11 protein-coding genes are annotated in these 14,532 nt (G+C 66.2%); 6 read left to right on the forward strand and 5 right to left on the reverse strand.

Features of this window, described 5'->3' with window-relative positions; genetic code table 11:
* Window positions 1–153 precede the first annotated feature (153 nt).
* A complete protein-coding gene (locus Pla123a_RS20840) occupies window positions 154–966 on the forward strand; it encodes a hypothetical protein (protein WP_146590599.1) in 813 nt (270 codons plus the stop codon).
* Window positions 967–1,037: 71 nt separating this feature from the next.
* Here Pla123a_RS20840 and rlmKL read toward each other — a convergent pair whose 3' ends face one another.
* A complete protein-coding gene (rlmKL, locus tag Pla123a_RS20845) occupies window positions 1,038–3,317 on the reverse strand; it encodes a bifunctional 23S rRNA (guanine(2069)-N(7))-methyltransferase RlmK/23S rRNA (guanine(2445)-N(2))-methyltransferase RlmL (protein WP_146590601.1) in 2,280 nt (759 codons plus the stop codon).
* Window positions 3,318–3,494: 177 nt separating this feature from the next.
* Between rlmKL and Pla123a_RS20850 the strand changes: the two genes are divergently transcribed.
* Entirely contained in the window at window positions 3,495–4,385 is an 891-nt protein-coding gene (locus tag Pla123a_RS20850; RefSeq protein WP_146590603.1) for a peptidylprolyl isomerase, read from the forward strand.
* Between the two features lie 119 nt (window positions 4,386–4,504).
* Here Pla123a_RS20850 and Pla123a_RS20855 read toward each other — a convergent pair whose 3' ends face one another.
* A complete protein-coding gene (locus Pla123a_RS20855) occupies window positions 4,505–4,978 on the reverse strand; it encodes a TraR/DksA family transcriptional regulator (protein ID WP_197528162.1) in 474 nt (157 codons plus the stop codon).
* Between the two features lie 130 nt (window positions 4,979–5,108).
* Window positions 5,109–9,527 (reverse strand): beta strand repeat-containing protein, encoded by a 4,419-nt coding sequence (locus Pla123a_RS20860; RefSeq protein ID WP_146590605.1) that lies wholly within the window; start codon window positions 9,525–9,527, stop codon window positions 5,109–5,111.
* Window positions 9,528–9,848: 321 nt separating this feature from the next.
* Between Pla123a_RS20860 and Pla123a_RS20865 the strand changes: the two genes are divergently transcribed.
* The 4 genes from Pla123a_RS20865 (at window position 9,849) to Pla123a_RS20875 (ending at window position 12,661) form a co-directional block, all read left to right on the forward strand.
* Window positions 9,849–10,175 carry a DUF2089 family protein gene (locus tag Pla123a_RS20865; RefSeq protein ID WP_146590607.1) on the forward strand — a complete coding sequence of 109 codons (327 nt, stop codon included), beginning with the start codon at window positions 9,849–9,851 and terminating at the stop codon, window positions 10,173–10,175.
* A gap of 56 nt (window positions 10,176–10,231) precedes the next feature.
* Window positions 10,232–11,443 (forward strand): tetratricopeptide repeat protein, encoded by a 1,212-nt coding sequence (locus tag Pla123a_RS20870; protein ID WP_146590609.1) that lies wholly within the window; start codon window positions 10,232–10,234, stop codon window positions 11,441–11,443.
* Between the two features lie 22 nt (window positions 11,444–11,465).
* Entirely contained in the window at window positions 11,466–11,639 is a 174-nt protein-coding gene (locus Pla123a_RS24805; protein WP_197528163.1) for a hypothetical protein, read from the forward strand.
* Between the two features lie 86 nt (window positions 11,640–11,725).
* The gene (locus Pla123a_RS20875; RefSeq protein WP_146590611.1) at window positions 11,726–12,661 is read left to right on the forward strand and encodes a flagellar basal body L-ring protein FlgH; all 936 of its coding nucleotides are present in this window, start codon (window positions 11,726–11,728) and stop codon (window positions 12,659–12,661) included.
* Window positions 12,662–12,664: 3 nt separating this feature from the next.
* Here the strand turns inward: Pla123a_RS20875 and Pla123a_RS20880 are convergent, their stop codons facing one another.
* Together Pla123a_RS20880 and Pla123a_RS20885 are read right to left on the reverse strand one after the other, a co-directional pair.
* Window positions 12,665–13,519 carry a formyltetrahydrofolate deformylase gene (locus tag Pla123a_RS20880; protein WP_146590612.1) on the reverse strand — a complete coding sequence of 285 codons (855 nt, stop codon included), beginning with the start codon at window positions 13,517–13,519 and terminating at the stop codon, window positions 12,665–12,667.
* A 75-nt stretch (window positions 13,520–13,594) separates the two neighbouring features.
* Window positions 13,595–14,506, reverse strand: a complete 912-nt coding sequence (locus tag Pla123a_RS20885; RefSeq protein ID WP_146590614.1) for an HDOD domain-containing protein — start codon at window positions 14,504–14,506, stop codon at window positions 13,595–13,597.
* Window positions 14,507–14,532: the final 26 nt, after the last annotated feature.

A 14,532-nucleotide genomic window follows, 5' to 3' on the forward strand; every position in this document is an offset into this window, starting at 1 on the left:
AAGGCACGAAGCCACAAAGAAGACCAGCCAGAGGCACTTAGCCCTGCGATTCATCGCTGGGTAGGCCAGCCAACTGCGATAGCCCCTTCCGCGCGTTTCCGCTACGCTACTCCGGCGACAACCCGTATCCCGCGCCCGCTGGAGCCGAGCTTAATGCGTGCCGTTATTGCCGCCCTTGCGATCCTCTTCGCTACCATGCTCGCGGCAAGTGCTGCCGCTAGCCTGATCCACTTCCAGAGCGAGATCTCTCTCTTGGATATCGGAGATGGACAGTTTTTCATCAACAACGAGAGAGTAATGGGAAGCTTCGTCGTGCGCGACGAGGCACTCACTTCCTATGAGGATGGCTCCCTTCGCTTCCGCTCGCAGATGATCACCGAATTCGAGATCGCGGGGGAGTCAGGGTGGTGGTTCCGAGCCAACCAGGGACTCGCGTCGACGACATGGGCCAACACCGGTCAACAAACACCCTCGGCCATCACTCCTTTTCACCAGACTCTCGAGGTAGGGACGATCGAAACCGGCGTCCGCGAGATCTCCGCACCGTGGTTCTCAAACCAGAGCGGCATGAACATCGATATCGATGGCGACGGGATTGTCGACGATCAGCCAGGCACGGGCGTCTTTGGACCGCCACCGCCAGGCTCCGGTCACCAGCCGACGCCGCTCGAGATACTTGCCTCTCCGCCGATCCCTGCAACGGTCGAAACGACAGAGATTTCGGCGCCGGTAGTGCTAGAACCCTCGTTCAAGGTGAGCTTGGATGGTCTTGCACCAGGGCAGTACGGCGAATCACATGAGGTTTGGGCTACATTCAACTTGCCGTCCTCGGAGGGCGAGTCGCGACAAATGCTCGTTTTGATTTCCGCGGTCACAACTACGCCCGAACCAAGCGTCGTGTCGCTACTCATTGGAGCCTGTTCATTGGCGCTCGCCGCGACAACGCGGCGGCGATCCTCTTCGTGACTTCGTGCCTTTGTGGTTCCAAAACCCCGCAGCCCGCCGAGGCGTAGCTCGCCGGCTACCTTGACGACTCCCTACTCTTTCACCATCCGCCAGCAGCGGTGGATCCGTTTGTTGCGGAAGTCTTCGGGCACCGTCTGGCGACTTATTTCACGGATCGCCAGGCCCGCGAGCAGCGGCTCGTCGAGCTTGAAGCGGCGCGAGTTGGTCGAGAAGTAGATCACCCCGCCGGGCGGCATCCGCTTGGCCACCTCGACTAAGAGCGGCGCGGCGTGCTGCTGCACGTCCCAGTCGTCGGCGCCCCGTTTGGTGTTGCTGAAGGTCGGCGGGTCGACGATCGCCAGGTCGAACTGGGGCTGCGTCGAGAGCGACTCGACGAACTCCTGGCTGTCGCCCTGCACGAAGTCGCAGCGGGCGGCGTCGAACTTGTTGAGCCGCACGTTGTCGCGGGCCCAGTCGAGGTAGGTCGGCGAGAGATCGACCGTGGTGACCCGCTCGGCGCCGCCGGCCAGCGCGTAGACGCTGAACGCGCCGGTGTAGGCGAACAGGTTGAGCACCCGCTTGCCTTGGGCCTCGTCGCGGAAGCGGCCGCGGGTGACGCGGTGGTCGAGGAACAAGCCGGTGTCGACGTAGTCGGATAGGTTCACGCGGAACGTGAGGCCGGCCTCTTTGACGAGCCGCACCGCTTGCTTCTCGGCGACGCGTTGGTACTGGGTCTCGCCGCGCTGGCGGAAGCGGTGCTTGAGGAACGTCAGCTCGCGCGGCACGTCGAGCGCGTCGGCCGCGGTGCGGACCATGTGGTCGAGCCAGTCGGCGTGCTCGGCCGGCGTGCGGTCGTGCGGCCGGTCGTACTCGGCGAGGTGCAGCGCGTCCTCGTAGCGGTCGACAGCGAACGGCACGTCGGGGATGTCGCGGTCGTAGATCCGGTAGCAGGTGATGCCGCGCTTAGTCGGCCACTTCCGCAGGTGCCGGGCGAGCTTTTTCAAGCGGTTGGCGAACTCCTCGGCCTGACGTTCGGACTCGGGACGCAGGCCGCCAAACGCCCGGGCCGGGGGCGGCGCCGACTGCCGCTTGGCGCCCGGCTCGGCGGGGGCGTCGGGGCCGGGGAAGCGTTCGGGCGGTTGCTCTGGGGTCGTTGGCTGTGAGGTGGAAGGCTCCGGGGAAGCCGACTCTGGGAGAGACGACTCATCGCGTGAAGATCCAGCGGTCGACGCTGGGGCGCCCTCCTTCGGTGGCCTTGGCCCGTGGTACTGGAACAGCGTGCACTCGAGCCGGCCGTTGTACAGCTTGCGGCGTTTGTTGGCGGTCTGGCCGACGAGGTCCTCGAAGTCGAGCCGCGAGGTGAGCACGTAGTGCGACCAGGTCTTGAGCCGCCGCAGCACCAGCGGCATCGTGCGGTACAGCTCCTCGATCTCGCGCTCTTCGCCGAGCCGCTCGCCGTACGGCGGGTTGGTGATCAGGCAGCCGTACTCCCGCTTGCTGAGCGTGTCGGCGAACGCCCGTTGCTGGAAGTGGATGTCCTCGAGCACGCCGGCCCGCTCGGCCGCGCGGCGGGCGATGGCCAGCACCTCGTCGTCGGCGTCGGTGGCGAGGATCCGCTCGTCGAGCGCCGGCAGCATGCGGGCCTTGGCCTGATTTCGGGCAGTCTCCCACTCGGTTCTATCGATCGCGGGCCAATGCTCTGACGCGAAGGTCCGGTACTGGCCGGGCGCCATCTGGCGGCCGATCATGGCGGCCTCAATGGCCAGCGTGCCGGCGCCGCAGAACGGGTCGAGCAGCGGCCGGCCGTTCCGCCAGTAGCTGAGCTGCACGATCGCCGCGGCGAGGGTCTCGCGGAGCGGCGCGACCGACGCCATCGGGCGGTAGCCCCGCTTGTGCAGGCCGACGCCGGTCGTGTCGAGCGTGATGGTGGCGATGTCGTCCACCAGCGCGACCTCGACGCTGTACAGGGCGGCGATCTCTGGCAGCTCCTGGGCGCCGTGCTGCGCGCGGAGCCGTTCGACGATCGACTTCTTGACGATCTTCTGGCAGGCCGGCACGCTCGAGAGCTGCGAGTTGCGGGACCGACCGCTTACCGGAAACTCGCCGTCGACCGGGATCCAGGCGGCCCAGTCGAGGGCGTTGACCCCGTCGAACAACTGGCCGAAGTCGGTCGCCGGGAAGCTGGCCATCTCGATCACGACCCGCTCGCCCGAGCGGAGCCACAAGTTCGCCTGGGCGATGGCCGCGGCGTCCCCCTCGAAGGCGACCCGCCCGGGTCCGGTGATTCTGGCCTCGTAGCCAAGGTTCTCCAGCTCGCGACGGACAACCGCCTCGACGCCGAACGCGGTGGTGGCGACTAGCGGAAACGGCATAAGCGGGGCTCGCGGGGGACCGGCCGGAGGGCCGGTTGTAGGTCGGGTTGTAAGGGTCGTCGGGGCGGTGCGGGCGGCGAAATCGGCGCGAAAACGCGCACAATCTGCGGGCGGCGATTACTATGAAGGCTCCCACACCCCGCTGCGTAAGCCCCTCAGATTACCGAGCCACAACGCATGTTGCGACCCTACTCCCCGGCTGCCGCCCTGATTGCCACCCTCGTGATTGGCCTCGCCCCTTCGATCGGGTCCGCCCAGACCGTGCGGTTCCTGACCAGCGTCGGCGACTTCTACCTTGAGCTGAACCCAACCAACGACGCCAACCTCCAGGGGCACGTCGACAACTTGCTGGCCTACATCGGCACGGGGCGCTACCACGGCTCGGTCGTGAACCGCGCGCCGGAGGGCTTTGTGCTACAGCTCGGCGGGTTCGAGCAGGGCAACTTTACCCCGGAAACCCTGCCGCCGGGCGGGTTCGACGGCATCGAGAAATTCGACTCGGTCACCGTCGACGCCAACGATGACGGCATTGTTGATTTCGACACGCTGCCAAACACCACGGGCACGGTTTCGCTCGCCCTGGCGGGCGGCCAACCCAACAGTGGCACCAGCAGCTTCTTCGTCAATCTGACAGACAACTCAGACCTACTCGATGTCCAGGGCTTCGCGCCGTTCGCCACGGTCACTGACATGGCCGACATCGACCGGATTATGGCGCTCGAACAGGTCGACCTCAGCGCCCAGATTGGCCAGTCGGGCAACCTCGCCTACATCGACGTGCCACTCACCCCGGACGGTGACTTCGTGATCCTCGAGAGCGTGATGGTGATCGACGATCCGTTTGTCGACTTCGCCGGGCCGATCCGCAGCGTTTCTTCGGTAGTCGTCGACGGAGCCGAGCTGCTGAGCAGCGCGTCGAGCGCCGCGACCTCGAGCAACGCGCTGCTGAACGCCGCTAGCAGCAGCTCATCCTCGTCGCTCCTCAGCGCGACCTCGGCGCCCGAGCCCACGGCCGCCTTGCTCGGCCTGCTGGCCGCGGCCGGCGTGACGCTGCGGCGCCGCCGCTAGAGTCTCCCCGGCTCTCCGAGCCGGGAACTAGCGGGCTCGCCTTGTTCTTCTCGCGACCAAAGCCCCGCGACGGAGGACTAACGTCCCACCATCTGCCGGTTCGGAGAACCGGCGGTACACTACAGCCGGCAGGGCGGTTGGCCGGTGCAGAACCGCTTGTAGCGGGTGATGCCGCCGCCGCGGCTGACGCGGAGCTCGACCAGCGAGCCGCACCGCGGGCAGAAGTCGGGCTCCTCGGGCAGAGTGCCCGCCTCGGCCTTCGCCTGACAGCCTACGCACCGCTTGGCGTCGGGCGCCACTTCGAGGCGTTCTTCGGGGATCGGCTGGCGGCAGATCTCGCACAGCACGGCCGCCTGCCAGTCGTCAAACCCGTCGGCGTCGTCCACCGGGTCGCGGACCCCGAGGCCGACGCTCTTGCAGGTTGGGCAGGTCATGTTTTGGGCGGAGGTCGCTAGCAGCTCGGCGAGCACGCCCTCGTCGGGGTCCCTATCCCGCCGGAGGTGGCCCAGCAGCCGCAGCCGCACGGCGATGTCGTCGGCGCCGAGGGTGGTCTGGTACCCGCAGTCGGGGCAGTAAAGCTGTTTGGAGAGCATGCTGTCGGGGCCAAGGAGCGGGAGGAAACGCCACCCAGTCTACGCGACTCGGCCCACGAAAAAAGCCGCTCCCTGCCTTCGGAAAGGCCGGGAGCGGCTTGGAATCGGTCGCCTCGCGTCTGCCGGCCGCCTAGAAGGACGGCGTCTGCGGGGCGGTGTTGATCTCGGTGAACGGACCGCCGGTCAAGGTTGGCGAGACGGAGTTGGTAAAGTCGCCGTCAGAGTTGTCGAGGTCGAAGACATTGAACGTCACGCCCGCGGTGTTGTCGAACTCGAACTGACCGGCGACCGTGTCGTGCGTGTTGCCGTTGTACAACACATTGACGGTCGAGGTTGCCTCGGCGACCAACTGGAACTTGACTGTGCCGGCCCCGTTGTTCGAGAAGCTGTTGCCCGCGCCGCCGTTGTTGTCGTCGCCAATCGTTGCGTCGAGCGTGCCGGCGCCCATCGTGATCACCGCCGCGGCGTCCAAAACGCTCGAGTTGTCAAAGTCATTGTTGTCGAGCTGGAAGTTTATCTGACCGGTGTTACCGTTGTTGTCGAAGACGAACGCGTTCGCAACATTGGTGGTGAACTGGCTGTCCGCAAGCAAGATGTCCGCGTCCGCCGGGCCGTCTTCCAACTGCAGGTTGAAAGCCACATGGTTGCTACCGGTGGTGATGTCAGTCGCCCGCACTCGCAGGTCGAACGACTGCGAATTGTCTGCGGTAAGGTTGATTGCGGAATCTAGCGTGTTGGACTGGAAATCGACAGTCGCGTTGTTCACCGTGTCGGCGATCGTTAGATCCAAAGCGGACGCCGCTGCTCCGGCCGTAACGGTGGCGGTCGACATGTCGAAGTTGAAGTCCTCGGAGTTGTTGGCGTTGACCGCGACCTGGTCTCCGAAGGTCCCGCCGAGGTTGACGTTGGCGGTCCCGACGGTATTGGCGTTGATAGTGGTCGCCCCGTTGACCGTGGTGCCGGCGCCGTTGACGTTGACGGTCGACGTCCCGGTGTTCGAGGTCGTGACGTTCAGCAGGTCGTCGATGACCGTGCCGCCGTTGACCGTGATCGTGGCGGTGCCGGTGTTCGAGGCCGTCAGGTTGACGGCGCCGTCGATCGTGCTCGCGCCACCCACGCTGACGATCGCCACCCCGGTGTTCCCGGCATTGACGTCCAGCGTGCTGGCGAGGTCGGCGCCGCCATTGATCGTGGCAGTAAACGTGCCGCCGTTGGTAGCGTCGGCCGTCACGGCGCCGTTGTAGGCGCCGCCCGACACGGTCAGGCTCGCCGTGCCGCCCGCGGCCGCGTCGAAGTCAAGCGTGGAGTTGGTCTCGACATTGGACAGCGACGCGCTGACGTCGCCGGACCCTTGGTCGTTGACCGTGATCGCGCCAAACTCGTTGGTCGTGCCCGAGTTGAGCATGGTCAGGTCGAGGTCGCCGGAGGAAGCGACGCTGCTGGTCGCGGAGACCGTGCCGCCATTGGTGTTGACGCTGGTCATCAGCAGCGAGCCGTCGCCGGCGCCGTTGACGTCGAGCGAGGTCGCGGCGCCGGTCGTGCCGGTGACGGTCGTCATCGAGGCGTTGAGATCGCCGACTCCATCGTTGGTCAAGGCCACCGCGCCCGCGCCGGTCACGCTGGACATGCCAACCGTGGTTGTGGCGCCGCCGGCGGTGGTGTTGGCGGTGGCGGTCAGGCTGCCGTCGTTCATTTCTACGGTGTTGAGCGACAGGCTGTTGCTCGTATCGTTGGTGTAGGTAGCGGTAGCAGCGACGCCGCCGCCGCCGTTCAGCTCGACGTCGTTCAGCGTCACGCCGGTCGCGTTGGTGACCTGCAGCGCGGCGTTGGCCGCCGTGTTGAGTGTGCCGCCATTGACGGTCACGTTCCCCTCGACGTTCTCCAGCACAACGGCGTCGGTCGAGCCGTTGCCGGTGTCGATCGAGGCGAACGTGATGCCGCTTGTCGAGGTGATCGGGTTCGCGGCCGTGGCCTGCAGCACCAAGCCGCCGGAGCTGGCGCCGGTCGTTTCGATAGTGCTCGTGCCGGTCACGTTGACCTCGCCCCGGTTGGCAAAGAAGCCGCGGCCGGTGCCGGTAGTGATATCGAGGTCCATGAACGAGACCACCGAGTCGTCGTCGTTGTCCATCAGGGTGACCGCGTTGTTGGCGCCGGTGGTAGTGGTCACGCCGCCGCCGAAGTCAACCAAGCCGCCGGTGCGGTCTTGGACCACAATGCCCCCGGTGTCCTCGATCGCGCTGAGGAAGGTAATCTCGTCATCGCCGCCGCTGATCGCCACGGCCATGCTGCCGTCGTTGCTGTCGATCAGGCTGCTCGGGGTGGTGAACTGGATCTGGATGCCGTCGTTCGGGTCGTCGTCGGCTGAGTTGGTATCGGAAATGGCGACCGCGATGCCGGCCGTGCCGTTGCGTGTGATATTGCGGCTGGCGGTCACGTTGGCGCCGGCGTCGATGATCTCGAGGCTGGTGACGCCCTCGGTGGTAATATCTCCGTTGACGGTCACCAGGCCGGTGTTCCGTTCGATCCTCACCGTGCCGCCGTCAACCGTGGTGTTGCTCACGGTGGCGGCAAAGTCAACGGCGCCCTCGGCGTCGATGATGTTCGCGGCGACGCCGTTGATGTTGGTCACGCTGGTGCTGGCGCCAATCGCGACCGTGCCGGTGTTCTGATTGATGTCGAAGCCAACCGCCGTGGCCGCCCCGCCTGTCAGGGTCGAGTTCCGCACGTCGACCGTGCCGCCGGTGCTGTCGAATGACATGCCAATCAGGCCCGTCGTGCCGCCATCCCAGTTGTAGTTGTCTACCGTCAGCTCCCCGCCGTCGTGCGTGCCGAACACCGCCAAACTCGCGGCGCCGCCGTTGGTGCTGGTGATATTGCTGATAGCGATCGCTTCCTGCAGCGTGACATTTGCGGCGGTCGGGTCGGCCACGGCTGTTGCGTCGATGGCGATGTCGTTGCCGCTGACGCCATCAAACGTGATGTTGTCGAGGGTGGCGTTCATGGCGATCGTGGTCTGACCGGCGTCGAGGGTCTCGATCGGCGAGAGCGAGATGCCCACCGTCGTCGTGCCGTTGCCGTTGATCGCCAGGTCGTGCAGGTTGGCGCCGCCCGAGCCGTTGGTGAGGCCGTCGATGGCGGTCGGCGCGCCGGTGATCGTCAGGTTGGCGACCTCGTTGTCGGCCGCCAGGATCACGCCGTCCGCGGTGGTGTTGGTGATGATCGGCGCCGTGGCCGACGAAGCGCCGTCGAAGGTCTCCGGCAGCGTAAGCGTGCCGAATTGGTCGGTCGAAGTCGTGAAGGCAATGTCGTTGCCCTCGCCCAGCAGCCGCTGATTGCCCTGCAGCACGGCGGTCTGGTTGGTGAAAGCGCTGTTCGCGTGCACCAGGACAATGTCGAACTCCTGGCTGTTGGCGTTGATGTCGTCAAGCGACTGCAGCGGGTTCTCGAAGGTGCCGTCGCCACCGGCGGCAGCCGAACTGTCAACGTGCACGACCCGGATTTCCTGGGTCGTGCCGTCGCCGTCGAGGTCGAAGGTCAAGGGCTCGGCGGCGCCGCTGATGGTGTCGTTGTAGACCGCGACGTAGTCGTTGCGGCGGACCGGCTCGCGGAGGCGGTCGGTCAGGTCGCAGCGGAACGGCGTGTCGGTCCGCGTGCGCCCAATGAACCAGGTGATGCTGAACACCGTGTTGGTAGCGAACAGGTCGTCGTCGGTGACCTTCAGCTGCAGGGCCAGGTCGGGCGTCGCGTAGCCGCGGATGCCGAGCGAGTACCCCGCCGTGTCGACGCCGTCCTGCCCGTACAGGCCGTAGCCGCCGGCGAACGCCCAAAACTCACGGTTGGCGATCCGTCGGGCGGCCTCCAACTCGGTCAGGTGCATCGCGTTGTCTCGGCCGGTCAAGCTAGCCGCCGACAGGGCGTTGCCGATGTAGGTGACGCCGCCGTTGCCGACCACGGTGTCGCCGAAGGCGGTCTGGTCTTCCAGCACGAACGAGGCGTTCGCCCGGAAGTCCCACTGGTCGCCCAGCAGCTCGCCAGACAGGCCGATCTGCGGGAAGAAGTTGTCGTTGATAGTCGACGAGCCATCGGCCCACAGGCTGACGCCGAGGATCTTCTGGCTCTCGCCGAGCATGGGGAACTCGGTGTCGACCAGTGCCCGGGCGCCAACGCCGAGGTTGAAGCCGGGCCCGGTTTCGTCGTTGAGGGTGATCTGCCCGTCCAGGAACAAGGCGCGGTCGCCGTCCTGGTGCATAAGCATGGTGCCGAGGTCGAGGTTGCCCGCGGCCTGGCCGTAGCTCTGCGTGTTGTAGGCCGCCCGCAGGTGCGTCCCGAGGCTCTGGCTGTAGCTCATGCCGCCACCGCTGTAGGATGCGCTGCTCCCGGGGTAGGGCGCCGCCGCGGGCAGTTCGGCGCCGGTTACGCCCGACCGAGTCGTGGTCGTGGTCGACGCCGTCGACGAGACGCTGCTGTTGGAGCCGGTGTCCCCCGTCCCGAACAGGTCGACGGGGAGCTTCAGCTTGCCGTCGCTCGATCCCTCTTGGGCGAGGGCCATCGAACTACATAGGCAAGACGCGAGCGCTAGTGCGGCAAGGCTGCGGCAAACGGGCATGTCGGGCTCCGAATATCGGACGAATTCAAATAGGCAATCGGTCGAAGAGACCCTGGGCCGAGGCCCAAGGCGGCGGGACAGTAACCGCGGCCGCCAACTAAGGCAACCCCAGTTTCTGCAGCTGAGAACAGTGGATTGCTCGCGTAACCCGCATGCCAAAAAGGAAAACCAACCGGCTTTTGGATAAATTTTATTGAATACATTTGACTATGCAATTCAACATTACTAACATTCGATTATCAGCACCCCAAAGGGTTACCAATCGTGCCGCCGACGAATTCCTGCCCTTACTGCCAGCAGACGATGCACGTGTGCGGCATGCACTGCCCCGCGTGCGACGTCGAAGTGAGGGCCGAGTTCCCGGCCTCACGCCTGTCCGAGTTGCCCACCGAGCACCAGCGGTTCATCGAGCTGTTTGTGCTGTCGGGGGGCTCGCTGAAACAGATCGCCGAACAGGCGGGCGTCTCGTACCCGACGGTGCGATCGCGGCTCGACAAGGTGATCCGGACGCTACGCGAATCGGTCGAGGCGTCGCAGCGGCAGGCGCAGGCCGAGTTGCCCGACGCGGCGCAGGTGCTTAAAGCGATCTAGCCGCTGTATGTTTCTTCTTCCCAGCTCGTTCCGTACATCGCCCGAGGGCCACGCAGATGGACCACGACTCCCAACAAGACGACACGCTCAGTGCGGTCCTGGCAGACAGCGACTCGCTGCTGGCCGACTCGTTGAGGCAAGACGACCAGCGGCGGCAGCGGCGTAGGCTGCTCGCGGCGCTCGCCTGTGTGGGCGGGCTGGCGGCCACGATTGCAGTCGCCGTGCTGCTGACCGGAGGCTCGCCCGCCTCGGCGGCCAACGTGCCGGCCGCCGAGGTCACGGCCCTGACGCAGGAGGGTTGGAAGCTGTGGCAGAGCCAACAGTTCGACGCCGCCGAGGCCAAGTTTGCTGAAGCGGCTAAGCTCGACCCCAAGAACGAAAACGCCTGGAACGGCCTGGGCTGGGCGCTGCTGAACGGCGGCGACTCGGTCGCCGCAGCTGAGGCATTCAAGACCTGCGTCGGCTTGTCGCCGAAGCACCCCGCCGCGCAGAACGGCCTCGGGCAGGTGTACCTGATCTGGAACGAGTACGAACAAGCCGAGAAGCACCTCAAGAAGGCCGCCCCCTCGGCGTCGGCCGCGTGGTACGGGCTCGGCCGGCTGTACCTGCTGACCGGCGAGCACGGCAAGGCGAAGCGATGGCTTCGCAAGTCGCTCGCCCAGCAGCCCGGCAGCGAAGAAATCAAGTCAATGCTGGCCGCCGCCGAAGCAGGCGAGTTGCCCGACGAGCTGCGGAATCGCCTGATGGGCACCGGCCGCCCGGAAGACGCAAACCCAAAACCGACTCAGGCAGAAGAGCCGCTAACGGTCCCCCAGGCGTGGAAGCTCGTGATGGGAGGGCAGCCCAAGAAGGCCGCCGTCGCCTTCGAGCAGATCCTGGCAGAGGACCCGGAAAACTTCGGCGCCAACAACGGCATGGGCTTCGCCCTCTTGAACTCGGGCGATCCGGCCAAGGCGAAGTCGTACTTCGAGAAGTGTCTAGAGATCGAGCCCAAGGGGGCGGGCCCCATGAACGGCCTGGCCCGCTGCCTGTACGCCGAGGACAAGCTCGACGAGGCGATCAAGGTCTGGGAAAAGATGCAGGCCGAGAACCCCGGCGTCAACGCCGCGACCGTCGGGCTGGCGGACACGTACTTCGAGCAGGGCGAGTACGCCAAGGCGGCGCCCTACTACGAGCGGCTGGCCAAGGCCCATCCCGACGATGCTCGCTACCGCGACGCCCTCGAGGCGTGCAAGCAGCAGCTTTCCGCTGAATCGAAGCCCGAGTAGGCCTGATAGGGGAGTTAGTCTCGTGCTGGATTATCTGAGCCGCTACTTGCTGCTGCACATCGCCCAGGGGGTGCTGCTGTCGTTGGGCGCAATTGCCTTCGTGTCGGGCCGCGAGCAGTCGGTGTCGGCGGCCGTTTATTTGGGATCGTGCACGATCAGCCAGGCGATTGTCGCGACGCGACGCGTGGCCGCCTAGCTTGTCCGCTGTTGTGGCGCCGTGATAACGCCGGGTAGAATGCGGTCGATCCCGGTAGCTGCACCACTCTTCCCTACGGACGCGCGATGGCAATCTTCCGATACGCAGCATGCTTGGCGGCGACCTGCCTCTGGGCAGCAGTCCTCCCAACGGCCGTGGCGTCGGACGCCGAAAACGTGCCCAGCGTCGACCCGTACGCGGCCCGGCAGGCATACTACGACCAATACTGGCAGCAGAAGCTCGAAAACGCCCTGGCCTACATCCCGGGGGTGATCGTCCAGGTGACGATCGACCTGAACCCCGAAGTGAGGCAAGAAATTAGACGCACACTGCCGGCGGGAACCCCCGTCACGGTCGAGCAGCGGGAGAGCGAATCGACTAAACGGAGCGGGCCGGGTTCGGCGTCCAAGAAGGGCAAGAAGGGCAAAAAGGGCAACGAGCCGAAGACCGAAGAAACCAAACGCGAGGCCTACTCGCGGACCGTTCCCTATGAGACGACCACCAACAGCGTTATCGCCGGGCTCACGCCGCGGTCGGCCAACGCGGTGGTGGTGCTCCCCAGCGGCTACGTTGACGCCCACCACGAACAAGCCCGAAAGCGGATCGTTGCCGACGTCCAGCGGATGGCCGAGACGCTGCTGCCCTACTACAGTCGGGCGCCACGCGTGACCGTGGTTGTGACAGCAGACCACGCGACAAGAGATCATCACGGTCGCGTTGCCCGCATCGACGGCCCACCGCCGCTTGACGCCTCGCGCGCTCCCCTCAGGAGGGGCGACGTAATCACCGTGCGGCTTAACGATGAAGAACACGTAGCGGCCCGCGTCGCGACCGTGCTCGACGACGGGACACTCGTGCTGGAGTCGCGCCGCGAACTGCGCGTCGACGGGGCGACCGTGGTCACCGAGTTCAGCGGCCGGGTGCGTCCGGAAGATGTTGGCCCCGACCGGAGTGTCGCGGCGGACGCGATCTCCGAACTCCGCAAGCATACCACCAGGGCCCGCGTTCGCCGCCCGCGTTAAGGCCTAGCCCCGCGCCACCACGCGGTTAAAGTGCAGCTGCACCTCGCCGTCGACAACGCGGCGGACCCCCTCGACCAGGCAGTCGGGCTCGTTGTCTTCCTGACCGCGGCGGATGATATCCTCGATCGGCGTGCCGGGCGGCACGGTGAAGGTCGCCTGGTTGATAATCTGGTTGCCGGCGTCCAGCTCGGGCACGATGAAGTGGCAGGTCGCGCCGTAGGTCAGCATCCGGCTGGCGTGCGCCTCGTGGTAGGGCCGCATGCCCGGGAAGCTCGGCAGCAGGCCGTGGTGCAGGTTGATGATCCGCCCGCCCGCGTAGCTCCAGCAGCTCGCCGGCGGCAGCACCCGCATGTACCGGGCGAGGATGATGTAGTCGACCTGGTGGTGGTCGCAGATCTCCAGCAGGCGGTTGTCGTCGGGCGAGCCGGAGTCGTCGCCGACCGACTCCCACGGCACGTCGAACTGCTCGGCCAGCCGGCGGCACTTCTTGCGGTTGCCGATCATCACGGTCGCCTCGGCCTTGATGTGGCCGTCGCGGATACCGCGGAGGAGCGCGAGCGGCGTCTCGGGCCTGTACGTGACGCAGATCGCGAGGCGCGGCTTGCGGCCCTGCCGGTCGGGGCTCCAGGTGCGGATCGACAGGCCGGTCGTCTTCGCGACGTCGCGCATCGCCTGGTCGATCTCGGGGGCGACCGACTCGTCGATCTCGACGCGGGTGAGCATCGAGAACACGGAGTGCTCGTCGTGGTCGAACATCTGGATCTCGGCGATGTTCGCCCCCAGATGCGTCACGGTGTGGACGATCGGGTCGGCCAGGCCGCGGTTGTCGGGGCCGACGGCCGTGATGATCAGCTGCATGTGTTGGGTCCTCTGTTCCTGCTGGGACCGGTCGGTCGCCCGTAGGTTACCACGGGCGGCCGGCTCGCAGTACTGCTAGCGGTGCGTCAGCTCCGACACGCTCTGCAGCGTTGCGTCGAGGTCTTCCCACAGCTCGCGGAGCTTCTTGTTGGTCAGGTTCAGGTGCTCGATGGCGTCGTCGGCCATAATCCGGCGGCGGTCGACCGAGCCGTGACCACAGCGGGTCACCAGGTAGTTGGCCGCCGCGATCAACGCGGCGAGGTCGCGTGAGCGCTCGGGCGCGGCCATCGGCGCGTGGTGGAACTCGATCGCCTCGACCGTCTTGCGGCCGAAGCCGACCTTCGAGGCCAGGTACGCGCCGAGCTGGGCGTGGTCGAACTCCAGCACTTCCTGCTCGGCGTTCACCCAGTCCTGCCCGGCCGTAAACCGGACGTACACCCGCGGGGCGTGCTCGGGCATGTGCTGCTCCAGCACGTTCAGGCCGAGGTCGTGCACCAGGCCGGCCAGGTAGGCCGCCTCGGGGTCCTCGATGCCGCAGCGGCCGGAGATCAGCCGCGCGACCGCGGCCGTGCTGACCGAGTGGTCCCACAGCTGGCGCGGGTCGAGGTTGCCGACAACCGACGGGGCCTTGAACTGCTCGGACATCGCGATCGTCAGCGCGACGTTCTTCACCTTGTCGACGCCCAGCAGCGAAACGGCGGTCTGCAGGTCCGAGACCTCGTTCCGCAGCCCGTAGTAACTCGAGTTGATCAGCGTCAGCAGCCGGACCGAGAGCGCCTGGTCCTTCTCGATGACCATCCGCAGGTCTTCGGCGCTGGGGTCTTCACGGGTCGCGACCGCCAGGACCTGCGGCACCATCGAGGGTGGCGAGGCCAGGTTGTGCAGGCGCTCAAAGAGCGACTCGAGCTTCGGGTCGACGTCGCCGCACAGGTGCTTAGAGAGCGGGGCGGCTTCTGCGGCGCTGGGCGTTTCGGAGGTTGCTGTCACGGTGTCGTCGCCAAAGGTGGAGAGGT

It is taken from the genome of Posidoniimonas polymericola, assembly GCF_007859935.1.
Taxonomy (GTDB): Bacteria; Planctomycetota; Planctomycetia; order Pirellulales; family Lacipirellulaceae; genus Posidoniimonas; species Posidoniimonas polymericola.

Coding starts and splice junctions, on each gene's coding strand:
- Pla123a_RS20840 (WP_146590599.1), top strand. CDS start 154: ATGCGTGCCGTTATTGCCGCCCTTGCGATCCTCTTCGCTACCATGCTC.
- rlmKL (WP_146590601.1), bottom strand. CDS start 3,317: ATGCCGTTTCCGCTAGTCGCCACCACCGCGTTCGGCGTCGAGGCGGTT.
- Pla123a_RS20850 (WP_146590603.1), top strand. CDS start 3,495: ATGTTGCGACCCTACTCCCCGGCTGCCGCCCTGATTGCCACCCTCGTG.
- Pla123a_RS20855 (WP_197528162.1), bottom strand. CDS start 4,978: ATGCTCTCCAAACAGCTTTACTGCCCCGACTGCGGGTACCAGACCACC.
- Pla123a_RS20860 (WP_146590605.1), bottom strand. CDS start 9,527: ATGGCCCTCGCCCAAGAGGGATCGAGCGACGGCAAGCTGAAGCTCCCC.
- Pla123a_RS20870 (WP_146590609.1), top strand. CDS start 10,232: ATGGACCACGACTCCCAACAAGACGACACGCTCAGTGCGGTCCTGGCA.
- Pla123a_RS20875 (WP_146590611.1), top strand. CDS start 11,726: ATGGCAATCTTCCGATACGCAGCATGCTTGGCGGCGACCTGCCTCTGG.
- Pla123a_RS20880 (WP_146590612.1), bottom strand. CDS start 13,519: ATGCAGCTGATCATCACGGCCGTCGGCCCCGACAACCGCGGCCTGGCC.